The sequence below is a fragment of the Rheinheimera marina genome (assembly GCF_042654345.1).
In the GTDB taxonomy this organism is placed as follows: domain Bacteria; phylum Pseudomonadota; class Gammaproteobacteria; order Enterobacterales; family Alteromonadaceae; genus Pararheinheimera; species Pararheinheimera marina.
Window position 1 is genome coordinate 453,199 of sequence record NZ_JBHSGB010000010.1, and the last position, 14,177, is coordinate 467,375.

Annotated in this window: 11 protein-coding genes; 6 read left to right on the plus strand and 5 right to left on the minus strand. The window is 53.8% G+C overall.

Features of this window, described 5'->3' with window-relative positions; genetic code table 11:
• Both ACFO3I_RS11735 and ACFO3I_RS11740 read left to right on the plus strand, forming a co-directional pair.
• Positions 1–606 carry a 3-keto-disaccharide hydrolase gene (locus ACFO3I_RS11735; protein WP_377334173.1) on the plus strand — a complete coding sequence of 202 codons (606 nt, stop codon included), beginning with the start codon at positions 1–3 and terminating at the stop codon, positions 604–606.
• A 109-nt stretch (positions 607–715) separates the two neighbouring features.
• Complete coding sequence (locus tag ACFO3I_RS11740) at positions 716–1,192, plus strand: cupin domain-containing protein (protein WP_377334174.1); 477 nt, start codon at positions 716–718, stop codon at positions 1,190–1,192.
• A gap of 16 nt (positions 1,193–1,208) precedes the next feature.
• Here the strand turns inward: ACFO3I_RS11740 and ACFO3I_RS11745 are convergent, their stop codons facing one another.
• From ACFO3I_RS11745 to ACFO3I_RS11755, 3 genes are all read right to left on the minus strand, one after another.
• Positions 1,209–3,710, minus strand: a complete 2,502-nt coding sequence (locus ACFO3I_RS11745) for an EAL domain-containing protein (RefSeq protein ID WP_377334175.1) — start codon at positions 3,708–3,710, stop codon at positions 1,209–1,211.
• Between the two features lie 126 nt (positions 3,711–3,836).
• Positions 3,837–5,036, minus strand: coding sequence for a GGDEF domain-containing protein (locus ACFO3I_RS11750; protein ID WP_377334176.1), 1,200 nt, complete (start codon positions 5,034–5,036; stop codon positions 3,837–3,839).
• Positions 5,037–5,241: 205 nt separating this feature from the next.
• The gene (locus ACFO3I_RS11755) at positions 5,242–6,519 is read right to left on the minus strand and encodes an HD-GYP domain-containing protein (RefSeq protein ID WP_377334177.1); all 1,278 of its coding nucleotides are present in this window, start codon (positions 6,517–6,519) and stop codon (positions 5,242–5,244) included.
• A 248-nt stretch (positions 6,520–6,767) separates the two neighbouring features.
• On the opposite strand from ACFO3I_RS11755, the gene ACFO3I_RS11760 reads away from it, so the two are divergent.
• On the plus strand, positions 6,768–7,496 hold the full coding sequence (locus ACFO3I_RS11760; protein WP_377334178.1) for a FadR/GntR family transcriptional regulator: 729 nt from the start codon (positions 6,768–6,770) through the stop codon (positions 7,494–7,496).
• A 66-nt stretch (positions 7,497–7,562) separates the two neighbouring features.
• Here the strand turns inward: ACFO3I_RS11760 and araD1 are convergent, their stop codons facing one another.
• Together araD1 and ACFO3I_RS11770 are read right to left on the minus strand one after the other, a co-directional pair.
• Positions 7,563–8,558 carry an AraD1 family protein gene (araD1, locus tag ACFO3I_RS11765; protein ID WP_377334179.1) on the minus strand — a complete coding sequence of 332 codons (996 nt, stop codon included), beginning with the start codon at positions 8,556–8,558 and terminating at the stop codon, positions 7,563–7,565.
• 131 nt (positions 8,559–8,689) lie between these two features.
• A complete protein-coding gene (locus ACFO3I_RS11770; protein WP_377334180.1) occupies positions 8,690–9,628 on the minus strand; it encodes a glycoside hydrolase family 43 protein in 939 nt (312 codons plus the stop codon).
• A gap of 242 nt (positions 9,629–9,870) precedes the next feature.
• Here ACFO3I_RS11770 and ACFO3I_RS11775 point away from each other — a divergent pair, with 242 nt between their 5' ends.
• The 3 genes from ACFO3I_RS11775 to ACFO3I_RS11785 all read left to right on the plus strand — a co-directional run bounded on the left by ACFO3I_RS11775 (position 9,871) and on the right by ACFO3I_RS11785 (position 14,176).
• Positions 9,871–11,610, plus strand: a complete 1,740-nt coding sequence (locus ACFO3I_RS11775; RefSeq protein ID WP_377334181.1) for an IlvD/Edd family dehydratase — start codon at positions 9,871–9,873, stop codon at positions 11,608–11,610.
• A 124-nt stretch (positions 11,611–11,734) separates the two neighbouring features.
• A complete protein-coding gene (locus ACFO3I_RS11780; RefSeq protein WP_377334182.1) occupies positions 11,735–12,505 on the plus strand; it encodes an SDR family NAD(P)-dependent oxidoreductase in 771 nt (256 codons plus the stop codon).
• A gap of 72 nt (positions 12,506–12,577) precedes the next feature.
• Complete coding sequence (locus ACFO3I_RS11785; RefSeq protein ID WP_377334183.1) at positions 12,578–14,176, plus strand: aldehyde dehydrogenase (NADP(+)); 1,599 nt, start codon at positions 12,578–12,580, stop codon at positions 14,174–14,176.
• Position 14,177: the final 1 nt, after the last annotated feature.

Consider the following 14,177-nt stretch of genomic DNA (forward strand, 5'->3'; position numbering starts at 1 on the left):
ATGAACAGGATCAAAGGATTTGCTCAGGGACTTGGCCTGAGCCTGAGTGTTGCCCTTTGTGGCAGTCAGGCACTGGCTCAGGCTGAGCCTGATTGGCAGGTTTTACTGGACGGTCAGAGCGGCATTAACCTGCTGCAGCCCTCAGGCGTGGCCAACTGGCAGTTAAAGGACGGTGCGGTTCAGGCCAGTGCAGGCGACAGCGACGGTGCCTTTTTACTGAGCCCGGCCAGCTACGCCGATTTTGAACTGGTGGTGGAATTCTGGGCCAGTGAGGATGCCAACAGCGGCGTGTTTTTGCGTTGCCTGGACAGCACTCTCATCAATGACAAGCGCTGCTACGAAGTGAATATTTTTGACCAGCGGCCAGACCCCAGTTACGGCACAGGTGCCATAGTGCGGGTGGCCAAAGCACTGCAGCCGATGCCCAAAGCGGGCGGCCACTGGAACCGCTTTGAGATCAGCGCCAAAGGCACACGTTTAAAGGTGGTGCTGAATGGTCAGGTCACAGCGGACCTGGACGACAGTGAATTCAAGCAGGGCCCGTTGGCGCTGCAGTGGGGCAAAGGGGTGATTAAATTCCGTAAAGTCGCGATACGGCCTCTGTAAGCCAGCTGCCAACCATGTTACGAAAATTGGTATTCAGCGCTTTTGACCTGTTCTCCCTGTGGCTTTGAAGGCAAAGTAAAGCCAGTACTTGCAATCAAGGAGCAACAGCATGAACCGAATGATCCCGAGTTTCACCCTGCTAACGGCGTTAGCCGCCGGTACAGCTGCCGCTGCGGACCTGGCCGCGGCGAAGCCTGCCGCCGCTGTGCCGTCGGCTATTGTCAGCGCAGAGCAAGCCAAAGCAGAACATGGCAAAGGCTATGTATTCAGCACCTATTTTTCCGGTCAGACCTTTGGTACCCAAGACGCGCTGACTGGCGTGGCGGTGATTGAGCCAGGTCAGGAAATCCATCCACCGCATGTGCATGCTGAAGAAGAATACCTGATGGTGATTGAAGGCTCCGGCGTCTGGTCGTTGCACGACAAAGAAATTCCAGCCAAAGCCGGTGACATTTTGTATGCAGCGCCCTGGGATTCGCACGGCATCCGCAATACTGGCAAGGTGCCGCTGAAATTTGTCGTGATGAAATGGCAAAGCAAAGGCGTGCCTGTTCCACCACAACCAGAGGCGGCTCATCAGCACTGACCCTCAGCACCTTCGATCAGAGTTTTAGAGCTGCAGCCGGTTGGGGTCGGGCAAATAAATAGCCCTGGCCTAAATCGCAACCGGCCTGCAGCAGAAACTCCAACTGCTGCGGGGTTTCTATCCCCTCGGCCACCACTTGCAAACCCAAGGCTTTGGCCATGGCCAGGATCGCGCTGGTGATCTGGCAATCACTGACATCTGCGGGAAGGGCGCGGATAAAGCTGCGATCGATTTTGATGCTGTCGATAGGCAAATGACGCAAATAAGACAGCGACGAATAGCCGGTGCCAAAGTCATCAATGGCAATTCGAATACCCATCTGCCGCAAGGCGCTGAGCAAACGTAAGGTCTGCTCTGCCTGCTCCGGCACCAGACAGCTTTCAGTAATTTCCAGCTCCAGCTGGCCGGGTGCAATGCCATAACGCTGCAGCAACTGCCGCACCATGGGCAGAAAGCTGCTGGCACTCAGCTCTTTGGCAGAAATATTGACGGCAACCCTGGTCTGTGCTGGCCACTGCGCCAGCTGGGCGCAGACGTGCTGCAGCACATAAGCCCCCAGTTGTTGGATCAGGCCAAGGTTTTCTGCCACCGGAATAAATAAATCAGGTGGTACCTGGCCACGCTGTGGGTCGTGCCAGCGGACCAGGGCTTCCAGGCTGTCAACCCGGCCGTCGGCCAGGCAGATTTTCGGTTGGTAATGCACCTCCAGCCGTTGTTCGGCCATAGCGCGGCGCAGCGCCTGTTCCAGTTCCAGTGCGTCGCGGTGGCGTTTGCCCAGACTGTGGTGGTAGAAGGCGTAGTGATTACGGCCGGACGATTTGGCCTGGTACATGGCGACATCGGCGCAGCGCAGCAATTCGTCGGCGCTGTCGGCATCTTCCGGGTAAAAGGCGATGCCAATGCTGGTGGTCAGTACCAGCTCCTGATCGCCAATTAAAAACGGCAGGCTGAATTGCTGCACTATGCGGCGGGCCAGCTGTTCGGCATCCTGCACCGAGCTGCACTCCGGCATGAGCAGGGTAAACTCATCGCCACCCAGCCGGGCGACAGATTCGCCGGTCCGCACCACCTGGCTTAAGCGTTTGCCTACCTGGATCAGCACCTGGTCGCCGGCCTGATGCCCCAGGGTGTCGTTAATACGTTTAAATAAATCCAGATCGAGAAAAAGCACGGCCAGTAAATGGCGGTGCCGCTTGGCATTGGCCAGGCTAAGTGCCAGCCGGTCATGGAACAAGCGCCGGTTGGCCAGGCCGGTCATTTCGTCAAAAAACGCCAGTTGGTGAATTTTCTCTTCGCGTTTTTTCCGCTCTGTCATGTCAGAAAAAATGGCGGCGTATTGGCTGACCATGCCATCTTCACTGCGAATTGCACTGATGGACAGCCACTCCGGGTACACTTCGCCGTTTTTACGTTTATTGTAAATTTCGCCTTGCCAGTGGCCCTGTTGCTGCAACTGCAACCACAGTTGCTGGTAGAAGTGGCCATTGTGCAGCCCAGAGCTGAGTAAGCGTGGGGTTTGGCCCAAGGCGTCACTGACGCTGTAGCCGGTCAGCTGGCAAAACGCCGGATTGACCGATTGGATCACCCCGTGCCGGTCGGTGATCATAATAGCGTCCTGCGACGCTTCAATCACCTGATAGGCCAGCTTCAGGTGTTCGGCCGAACTGCGCAGCGCCAGATTATGCGCCTCCAGTGCGGCCCGTAGTTCGCGGATATACAGGTGCTCCATATTCAGTAACAAGTGGCTGTACGACAGCAAACCACAGAGCTGGCCGCTGGGCGAAGTCACCCCCAGATGGCGGTAGCCATTGTGTTCCAGCGTTTGCACCGCCTGCATCAGGCTGGCATGGGCCGGTAAGGTTAACAGCGGAAAACTGGCCACTTGCTGCAGGTTGAGCCGGGTGCGTTTGGCGGCGATTAACCGGACCAGATCGCGTTCTGTCACTATGCCGTATTCACCGCTTTCCAGCTGGACCAGCACGGCGTCGGTGCGGCTTTCGGCCATGGCATAGGCGGCCGTCGACAGGCTTTGATGCCCTTGCAGCACTAAAGGCGCATCGTTCAGCAAAGAAGCGATATCGCGCAGCACCAGATAATGCTCCAGCTGTTGCTGCCGGATCAGATCCGTTTGGGTCAGAATACCAATGGCCTGTTGCTGTTCATCGACCACCAGCAAACGGCGAATGTCAGTACGTTTCATCAGTTCTGTGGCGTCAGCTGCGCTGGCCTGATGGTTAATGGTCAGCACCGGGCTGCTCATCACCTGGCTGATCGGCAGGTCCAGGCAATCGGGGTCACGGCACAGCAGTTTTTTGCTGTCGGATTCAGTCCAGATCCCGATGATCCGCTGGCCCTGTTCCACCAGCACACAGCTGATATTGCGGCTGGCCATCAGGCAGGCGACCTGTTGCACTGATTGTTCTGGCGGGCAACAGATCAGAGGTTGCCGGCTCAGCAGTTCAGTTAAAGGCTGGCTGGAGCTGAGTTGGGTCAGATCCGGGGTTGGAGTGGCTGGCATAAGGGTCCTGTCGCATCCGGCACTGAACCAGCTGGTCTCTGTCAGTGCGGACCGACTGGCTTTTGTGCTTATAAAGTGCGCACAGACTACCGGAATTTATGCAACAGGCTTTGATCTGAAACAAGCTCAGAGCGGACCTGAACTGCCGCTGTGGTGCTGTGCCGCTTTGACACTGGTATTACGACCGGCACCTTTGGCCTGGTACATGGCTTTGTCCGCCAGAGACAGCAGCTGGTCGACGGTCAGATCCGGGTCGGCCCAGATATGTCCCAGACTGGCTGAAAGTTGCAGTTGCTGTTGTTGCCACTGTAAAGGGGATTGCTCTATGGCCAGGCAGACGCGCTCTGCGACGGCGCAGACATAAGCTTCGGCACAGTCTGGCAATACCAGCAGGAATTCTTCGCCACCATAACGGCTCAGAATATCGTTGGGCCGCACCGACGAGCGCAGCGTCGCTGCACATTGTTGCAGTGCCGCATCGCCAGCGTCATGGCCATAACTGTCATTGATTTGTTTAAAGTGGTCCAGATCCAGCAGGATCAGACCGTAAGGGATTTGCTGTTTCTGCAGGTTTTCATGGCATTGCTGCAAGCGTTTTAACACAGCGCCTCTGTTGTAAAGGCCTGTCAGTGGGTCATGTTCCGCCATGGTGCGGATTTTGGCGACTAAGCGGGCCAAAGCGCCACCAAATACAGTGGCATTGACCGCAAGGATCAGCACCACATAACACCATAGCATCGGCAGGCCTTGCTCCGAGGCATGGTTTAACATGTCCTGGTTATCTGCTGGTAACACCAGCAACAGCAAGGCCCGCACCACAAAGAGTAAGGCGGTTAACAACAGAGGAATGGCCATCAAACTGGCGGCCAGACTATTAAAGTGGTGACGAATGGCAATAAACTTATTGCGGCCAGCCTGACCGAGCAGGTAGCTGGCGGTGACACAAAACGACACGCCGAGCTCCGTACCTATATTTGCAGTTAAATGCAACATCAGCATCAGAGCGGCACAGACTGACAGCAGCAGGCTGTCACGCAAAGCAGAGGTTGGCTGTTTAAACAAGTGCTGGATACCCCAGCCTAAGGTGGCGAAGCTGGATAAAATAAACAGATCAGAAGCCAGCCAGAATCCCCAGTAACTGTGATTCTGACCAAGCAATAGTAAATAGACGCCGATCGCCAGCAAGACGTTAGTGATGAAAAAGCGCACGCTTGCTTTAGGGGCAACACGCAAAGGCCTGGTCATCAGCGCCCAGGCAATACCGGCAATAATCGCCAGCAGAAAGACGAACCAAATCAATAATTGTGCTTGCGGGTTTGGGGTCATAACAAAATATCAGTTTGCTTTCCCCCCAGGGTGCCTGCCAGGGTGCAAAGCGATTAATTCTGCAGTTTGAATCCCTGAATCCTGCAACAATCGGTCACTTTTCGTACGAAAAATGGCCGCGCATCATAGCAAAAGAGGGCCACTAGAGCAGCAGTTTTTTGCTAACAGGTCTGACTTCTTATTTAACTAACTGAAAGCTAAAAAATTATTTTTGCTGAACATAGTAACTGATCTGTGCTCTTGGGTTGAGATAGCCATAAACTTCCGGCGGCAAACTTTTCGCCCGTATTGCTTTTTCAATCTTCAGCCCGTCTGCAGCCAGCGTAATGACTGGTGCTTCCAGCCGTGGCACATCCGGGTCATAAATCAGGATATTGGGGTAGAGCATGGCTTCTTCGTTGACCGACAGTACGATGCCAATGCGTTGGTCACTTAATTGCACCACTGTGCCTGGCGGGTAGATGCCCATCATTTTGATCAGCAGCTTCATCTCCACATCGCCGAGCTTTCCCTTCATACTTTTGTACATCGCCGATAGTGCATGGTGCGGCGAGCGTGCTTTGCTGGGATCGACCGGGTGGCATAAATTGTCGAATTCATTGACCACCGCCACAGCCCGGGCCAGTTTGTCAATTTGCTCCGCTTTTAAGCCTGCAGGATAGCCACTGCCATCCAGGTATTCGTGGTGCTGCTCGACAATAGTTTTGGCGGCGTCAGGAAACTGGTCACTGAGTTTTAACAAATCCAGTCCGAGTTTGCCGTGTAACTTGAGAAAGTTTTCCTCTGGTGTCGTCAGTGCTGTGGTTTTACGCAGAATTTGCGCCGGTACTTTCAGTTTGCCTATGTCATGGAACAAAGCACCCAACCCGACCAGCTTGACCTGCTCGGCACTGAACTTCAGCTGCTTGGCCAGCATCATCGACAGGATAGATACGTTCAGTGCATGGTAGTACAAACCTTCCTGCTCTTTTCCTGCTTGCGAGATCAGGTGCAGCACCAAGGCATCTGCACCAAGAATAGTGTCGGCCAGCTGGCCCACCAGCATATCGGCATCCTGAATCGCATTCAGTGGGCGGCTGCCAATCTGGCTCATCAGTTGCCGAACTTGCACCACAGACTGAGCAAAGGCTTTTTCAGTTTTCTGTAATTCACGACGCTGCGCTTTGGCTTGCTCAATCCGGCGCATTTTCTCGTGTTGCATTTCGGTTTTGGCCTGAATATCGGCTATATCCAGACTGGCTTGTTCTTGCGGCTCAGACGGGTTGTCCAGCGCCACGCTGCTGCGCTCCGGGTAGAAATAGACAAACTCCAGATCCAGCGACTGGATAATCCGGACTTGCTGCTGATTTTCTACCACCAGCTTATTGGTCAGGAAAGGGTGTTTCATCCAGCCAACAGGTAATTTAATGGCATAACCGACTTTCACGTCGGCCGGGCTGATTTTGACCGGCAATTCAATAAACTCCAAAACAGAACGGATCAAAGCGCAAAAAATGCATTCTACCCTCTACAGCAATAAATTGCAGTTTTTATCAAATAAACTCAGCAGCTTATGCATGGCGACCAAGCTGTATTGCTATTTAATAGACCAATGCCTATGATTTTGCTGTTTTTTACAAAAAGCTAATAAAATCTGGTCTTTATTCCACTTTGGCATTGAAAATAAGATATTATAACTATTATTGTAGTAGTAATTACGCTCAGGCTGAGTGAGACGCGCAGGGGAACTCAATGGCCAATCAGTTAAAAAGCCGGCCTCAAAGTATTCATGGCTGGGTGGCTGAAGAATTAGGCACCCGCATTGTCAGTGGTGTGTATCAGCCTGGCGAATACATTCCAAATGAAACCAGCATAGGCGAAGAACTTGGCGTGTCCCGGACTGCGCTGCGTGAAGCCTTTAAAATTCTGACGTCCAAAGGTTTACTTGAATCCAGACCTAAACTGGGCACCCGCATCCGGCCACGCAAGCACTGGAATATGTTTGACAGTGAAATTCTGAGCTGGTGCTTTGAATCTAAACCATCACCGCAGTTTTTTATCTCGTTGTTTGAAATCCGCGAAATTTTCGAACCTGCTGCAGCAGAACTGGCGGCACGCAACCGCACCGAAGAACAGGTGTTGGTGCTGGCCAAAGCCTATGAAGCCATGGAACAGGCAGAGCTGGGCACTGATGCGGTGTTCTCCAGTGATCTGGAGTTTCATATGGCGGTGCTGGATGCGACCAATAACGAATTTATGATTTCTTTGGGCATGACCATCCAGACGGCATTAATGGGCCTGTTCCGCTTAAGTAGTTCGATTAGCGAAGAGTACACCGACTCATTGCCAGGCCATAAGGGTGTGTATCAGGCGATTGCCAGCGGTGACGCCACTAAAGCCAAACTTGAAATGTTCCAGTTACTGGCCAAGTCAAAAGAGAATCTGGAATACGCGCTGAAGAACCTGGCGCGGCAGGACTAATAGATTGGGGTCAGGTCTTGTATTTTGCATCTCAATGCAAAATACAAGACCTGACCCCTTTGCTTTTTACAGGGTTTTAACGCTGCGAAGCGGTTGTTGCTCCTGGCCCAGACTGTTTTGCAGCGGTGCGCCAAAGGCTACAGCTTCAATTTCAAACACATCACCAAGCTGAGTTTCAATGCCGTCACCAAAACTTAAGGTGGCGGTGCCGAAGTAATGCAGATGGCCATCGCCAGGGCGGCAGAATAACGGATATTTAAAGTGGTGATGCTCTAAGTTGGCCACGCTGTGCGACATATTGTCTTCACCACTGACAAAGGCTTTCTGCCACAGCAACTCGCCATTGCGGTAAATCCGCGATACCCCTTCAATATGGGCCGGCAGCTCACCCAGCAATAATTCCGGGCCAAAGGAGCAGGGACGCAGTTTGGAATGCGCCAGGTACAAATAATTCAGCCGCTCGGTTTTATGGTCGGAAAACTCATTACCCAACGCAAAACCAATACGCCAGGGCTGACCTTCGGCGTCGTTGATATAAACTCCGACAATTTCCGGCTCTTCGCCGCCATCTAAGGCAAAAACAGGGGACGGCAACGCAGTACCGGGGGGGACCACTATGCTGCCATCCCCTTTATAAAACCACTCAGGTTGCACACCTGTCTGGCCTGCGTCCGGCTTGCCGCCTTCCACACCCAGTTTGAACATTTTCATGGTGTCGGTCAGTTCAGCCTGAGTTTTGCCACTGGTTTGGGCATGCATATTGGCGCGGGTATCGGCACTGCCCAAGTGGGTTAAGCCTGTGCCTGTCACCAGCAAATGCGCCGGATCCGGATGATCAAAGGGGGCTAATAAGCGGCCCTGGCTACGAATCGCGGCATAGTCGGCCATTTCACCGCCAGCCAGTTGGCTAACCAGCGCCTGGATAGGGGTGTTGGTGCTAAGCGCCTGCTGTGCCAGTTGGTAGACAGTGCTGACACCTTGTAGCAGTTGGACTTGTTCGTTCGATATGACCAACGCGACAGCCCGGCTGCCGGCGGTGGTCAGAAATTGGATCAGTCGCATCTCTTGTCCTCGTATCGATCTTATTTGTATTACAATAAGATCAATATGAGGGCAATTAGCTGCACTGTCAAGAGGCGGCAGCCCCACTGCTGTGCAAAAGAGGCGCAGTGGCGTCAGCGCAAAAGCGGGTGTTACTGCACAGCATCCAGCCCTTCGCTGGTCATGATAATGCGCTTGATACTGCCATCCGGATTGTAATACAGCGGCTCAACAGCCACACTGCGGCGGAATTCGCCACCATCCGGCTGCGCTGCGCCCGTGTGGTAAAAGAAGTAATCTTTACCTTTGAACTCAATAATGGCCTGATGGTTGGTTGGTGAGTTACCGGCCACTTCGTTCAGAATGCCACGGTATTGCCAGGGTCCTGAGATGGATTTGCTGGTGGCATAGACAATTTTTTCCGGGAAACCAGACGCATAGGACAGGTAGTACATGTCGGCTTTTTTATGCACCCAGATGGCTTCGGTAAAATTCGGTAAATCCAGTTTCTGAATGGGGCCATCCAGTTCGGTCATACTGGCTTTGAGCTTGGCGTAACGCGGTTTGGTGTTGCCCCAGAACAAATAGGCCTGGCCGTCATCGTCAATAAAAACCGACGGGTCTATATCGTCCCAGTCAATTTCCGTGTCGGTGGTCATGTCGTTGGTGATCAGTGCGCTGCCCCGAGCATCTTTAAAAGGCCCTAGCGGTGAATCGCCGACCGCGACCCCTATAGCAAAACCATTGATACTGGCGTGGCGCACTGTAACGTACCAGTAGAACTTGCCCTCTTTTTCAATGACCTGAGAGGCCCAGGCGTCGCCTTTGGCCCAGCTGAAATCTTTGGCCTTTAACAATGGGCCATGGCGTTGCCAGGTTTTGAGATCTTTACTGGAAAAACCCAGCCACTGGTTCATCACGAAAAATGTCTTGTTGTCTTTGGCCTCATCCTGACCAGCGTAGAGATACACAGTATCGCCAACCACTAAAGCCGCCGGGTCGGCGGTGCGAACTTCAGGAAACAACGGGTTGGCAGCCAGCAAGCTGGTGCTGGTCAGCAGAAATGCCGTAATAGCGAGATGTTTTTTCATCATTTTCCCCTGTCGAGATTTTGTTTAAATTATCTTATAGTATGACTAATTTAACCAAAACAGGTCAGCAGTGCAAAAGGTGCACAATGGCAGGGCAAAGAAAAATCTGAGTTAAATCAATCATCAAGTGCAGTATACGCACTGCTTTGGTGAAAATTTTTCTCAACAGGCCTTGCTGAGCTACGCTGTCTTGATGTATTAGTAATACAATATTATTTTATTAGTTGCTAGTGGATTCAGCTATGGCCAATGACGATAAGAAAAAAGTGCAGCTCCGTTCTGCCAGCTGGTTTGGAACCAACGACAAAAACGGTTTTATGTATCGCAGCTGGATGAAAAACCAGGGCATTCCGGATCACCATTTTCAGAACAAACCTGTGATAGGTATTTGCAACACCTGGTCTGAACTGACGCCTTGTAATGCGCATTTCCGTCAAATCGCTGAGCGGGTGAAAAACGGTATTCGCGAAGCCGGTGGTATTCCGGTCGAGTTTCCGGTGTTCTCCAATGGCGAATCCAACTTACGTCCAACGGCCATGCTGACCCGCAACCTGGCGGCGATGGATACCGAAGAAGCCATTCGCGGTAACCCTATTGATGGCGTGGTGCTGCTGGTCGGTTGTGACAAAACCACGCCGGCACTGCTAATGGGCGCCGCCAGTTGTGACTTGCCGACTATTGTGGTCACAGGTGGTCCTATGCTGAACGGCAAACACCATGGTCAGGATGTCGGCTCAGGCACCCTGGTCTGGCAGGCGCACGAAGAATACAAAGCCGGCCGCATTTCGCTGGACGAATTTATGGCGATGGAAGGCAGTATGTCGCGCTCAGCCGGCACCTGTAACACCATGGGTACGGCTTCTACCATGGCCTGTATGGCTGAATCCTTGGGCACCAGCCTGCCGCACAATGCCGCTATTCCGGCTGTGGATGCGCGTCGTTATGTGCTGGCGCACCTGTCCGGTATGCGTATTGTCGATATGGTGCATGAAGACTTAAAACTGTCGAAAGTGCTGACTCGCGATGCCTTTATTAACGCCATTCGTACCAACGCAGCCATTGGTGGCTCCACCAATGCGGTGATTCACCTAAAAGCCATTGCTGGCCGTATCGGCGTGGATTTGTCGCTGGACGACTGGAACCACGGCAAAGTGGTGCCGACTCTGGTGAATCTGCAGCCGTCAGGTAAATACCTGATGGAAGAATTCTACTACTCAGGCGGTTTACCGGCGGTGCTGCGTCGACTGGGTGAAAACGACTGGCTGAATAAAGATGCACTGACAGTGAACGGGCGCAGCATCTGGGACAATGTCAAAGAGGCGGCCTGCTACAACGATGATGTGATTCGCCCGGTCGACAATCCGCTGGTCGCCAGCGGTGGTATTTGTGTGCTGCGTGGCAATCTGGCGCCACGCGGCGCTGTGCTGAAGCCGTCTGCCGCCACTCCAGCCTTACTGAAACACCGTGGCCGTGCTGTGGTGTTTGAAAACTTTGACCATTACAAACAGCGGGTGAATGACCCGGAGCTGGATATCGATGCCAGCTGTGTGATGGTACTGAAAAACTGTGGTCCGAAAGGCTACCCAGGCATGGCTGAAGTCGGCAATATGGGCTTACCGCCTAAGTTATTGAAACAAGGCGTCAAAGACATGGTGCGTATCTCGGACGCCCGCATGAGCGGCACCGCCTTCGGCACTGTGGTGTTGCACGTCACCCCGGAAGCCATGGAGTTAGGTCCTCTGGCGGCGGTGCAGGACGGCGACATGATTCAGCTGGATGCCCACAACGGCATTTTGCAGCTGGAAGTGTCGGACGAAGAACTGGCGGCCCGGCTGGAAAAACTGAAAGCCAGCCAGGTGATTTTCCGCACTGGTGGTTATCTGGAAATGTACCGTGAACGCGTATTGCAGGCCGATGAGGGCTGCGATTTTGATTTCCTGGTCGGCTGTCGCGGTGCGGCCGTACCGGCTCACTCGCACTAGGTCTGGCGAATATTTGTAAGGTTTAGGCAAAGCTCTTCAACATCAATGACATTGATGCAGAAGAGGCCGGACCGGTCAGGTGGGTGGTGCCAGCCTGACCGGTTATTTTGTACGAGGCAAGACCATGAATTTAACCAACAATTACCCCAGCCTGGTTGGCAAAACCGTGTTTATTACCGGTGGTGGTTCGGGGATAGGGGAAACTTTGGTGCAGGCCTTTGTGGCGCAGCAGGCCAAAGTGGCCTTTGTCGATATTCTGACTCAGGAATCCGAGGCCTTGGTCAACCGTCTGCAGGCTGCCTACCCAGAGGCGCAGCTGAAGTTTTACCACTGCGATTTGCTCGACATTGCTGCGCTGAAAGCGGTGATTGCGCAGGTCCGTCAGGATTTAGGCCCTATAGGCGTGCTGGTCAATAACGCTGCCAGCGACACCCGCCATGATTTTCGTGACGTCACTCCGGAGTACTGGGACCAGCGTATCAATGTGAACCTGCGGCATAAATTCTTTGCCATTCAGGCGGTGTACCCGCAGATGCTGGAACTGGGGGGGGGCTCAGTGATTAACTTTGGTTCGATGAGCTGGCATGAAAGTCAGGGCGGTATGCCGGGTTATACCAGTTCAAAGGCCGCAGTGCTTGGGTTAACCCGTGGCCTGGCCCGTGATTTGGGGGGCGACAATATTCGCGTCAATGCGTTAACTCCGGGCTGGGTGATGACGCCACGTCAGTTGACCCATTGGGTCAATGAAGAAACGGCCAAAGATATTGAGAAAAACCAATGCCTGAAGCAGCGGCTGATGCCGGAGCATATTGCCGCTATGGCGCTGTTTCTGGCGTCGGACGACAGCGCTATGTGTTCGGCGCAGGATTTTATCGTGGATGGTGGCTGGATTTAGTTCAGCGTCAGGGGCCGTGCTGGCCCCCACCTTTTTTATTAAATGTAGTCAGTGAGTTGCAGGGGAAATAACATGGCCATCAGCGGCAAACAATTAATCAACGGGCTCTGGGTGCAGGGCGAAGCCGGCCAGTATCAGGCCATCAATCCGGCGACAGCTGCCGCCATTGAGCCGGTGATGAGTTATGCCAGCAAGGTGCAGGTGGCTGCTGCAGTGGCCGCTGCTGAAGCTGCAGCGCCAATCTTTGCAGCTACCTCCTTAGCCCAACGTGCTGCCTTTTTAAACAGCTGCGCTGACGAGATTATGGCGCTGGGTGATGAGCTGCTGGACCGTTTGTCGCAAGAAACCGGTTATCCCAAGGCGCGCGCAGAAGGCGAACGCGCCCGGACCTGCAACCAGTTGCGCTTATTCGCCAGCACTATCCTCAAAGGCGAGTACCTGAATATCCGTATCGATACCGCCTTGCCAGATCGTCAGCCGCTGCCGCGGCCAGATATCCGTTTTACCAATCAACCCATTGGCCCTGTGGTGGTGTTTGGCGCCAGTAACTTTCCGTTGGCCTTTTCGGTGGCCGGTGGTGACACCGCCGCTGCATTGGCAGCAGGTTGTCCGGTGCTGGTTAAAGGCCATAACAGCCACCCAGGAACTTGTGAGCTGGTGGCGCAGGCGCTGGCCAAAGCGGTGCAAAAAGCTGCCTTACCTGGTGGGGTGTTTTCTCTGATTATGGGCTCTGGCCGTGAAGTGGGTTCTGAGCTGGTGTTGGCTCCAGCGGTTAAAGCAGTTGGCTTTACCGGCTCGCAAGCCGGCGGCATGGCGCTGTTTCATCTGGCCAATAACAGACCAGAACCTATCCCGGTATTTGCCGAAATGGGCAGTGTGAACCCTGTGGTGTTATTGCCGCAGGCATTGGCGCAGAACGCAGAAGCGGTAGCCACAGGTTTTGTGGGCTCCTTGACCTTGGGTGTTGGCCAGTTCTGTGTCAACCCTGGGGTGGTGATTGCACTGCAAGGCCCTGAGCTGGATCAGTTCTGCCGCGCTGCAGCGACAGCTTTAGCCAAAGTGCCAGCCGGTGTGATGCTGAACGAAGGTATAGCCGCGGCTTACCATAAAGGCACAGCGCATCTGGCCGGGCAAGCGGGCGTCGAATTGGTGGCTGCTGGCGAAGCGATCGGCGGTAAAGCCGGTTTCTGCTCACAAGCGCAGCTGTTTAAGGTGCAGGCCCAGGCCTTTTTAGCAAACCCGCATCTGCAGGAAGAAGTCTTTGGTCATGCCTCGGTGTTGGTGGTCTGTCAGGACAAGGCCGAACTGCTGCAAGTGGTGAGCAGTTTGAGAGGGCAGCTGACCGGCACTATTCAGGCGGCGCCTGACGAGCTGGCGGCTTATCCGGAGCTGGTGCAACAGCTGCGGCAAAAAGTCGGCCGACTGGTGGTCAACAACTACCCGACCGGTGTGGAAGTCTGTGACGCCATGATGCATGGTGGGCCTTTCCCGGCCGCGACTGACGCCCGTTTTACCTCGGTAGGCACTGCATCCATTGCACGTTTCGTCCGGCCTATCTGTTTCCAGAATTACCCGGCAGCGCTGCTGCCTGCAGAGCTGCAAAACAGCAACCCATGGCAGTTGCCTCGTTTGATCAATGGCGTCAAAACCACTGCGGCGGTTGAGGCCTGAC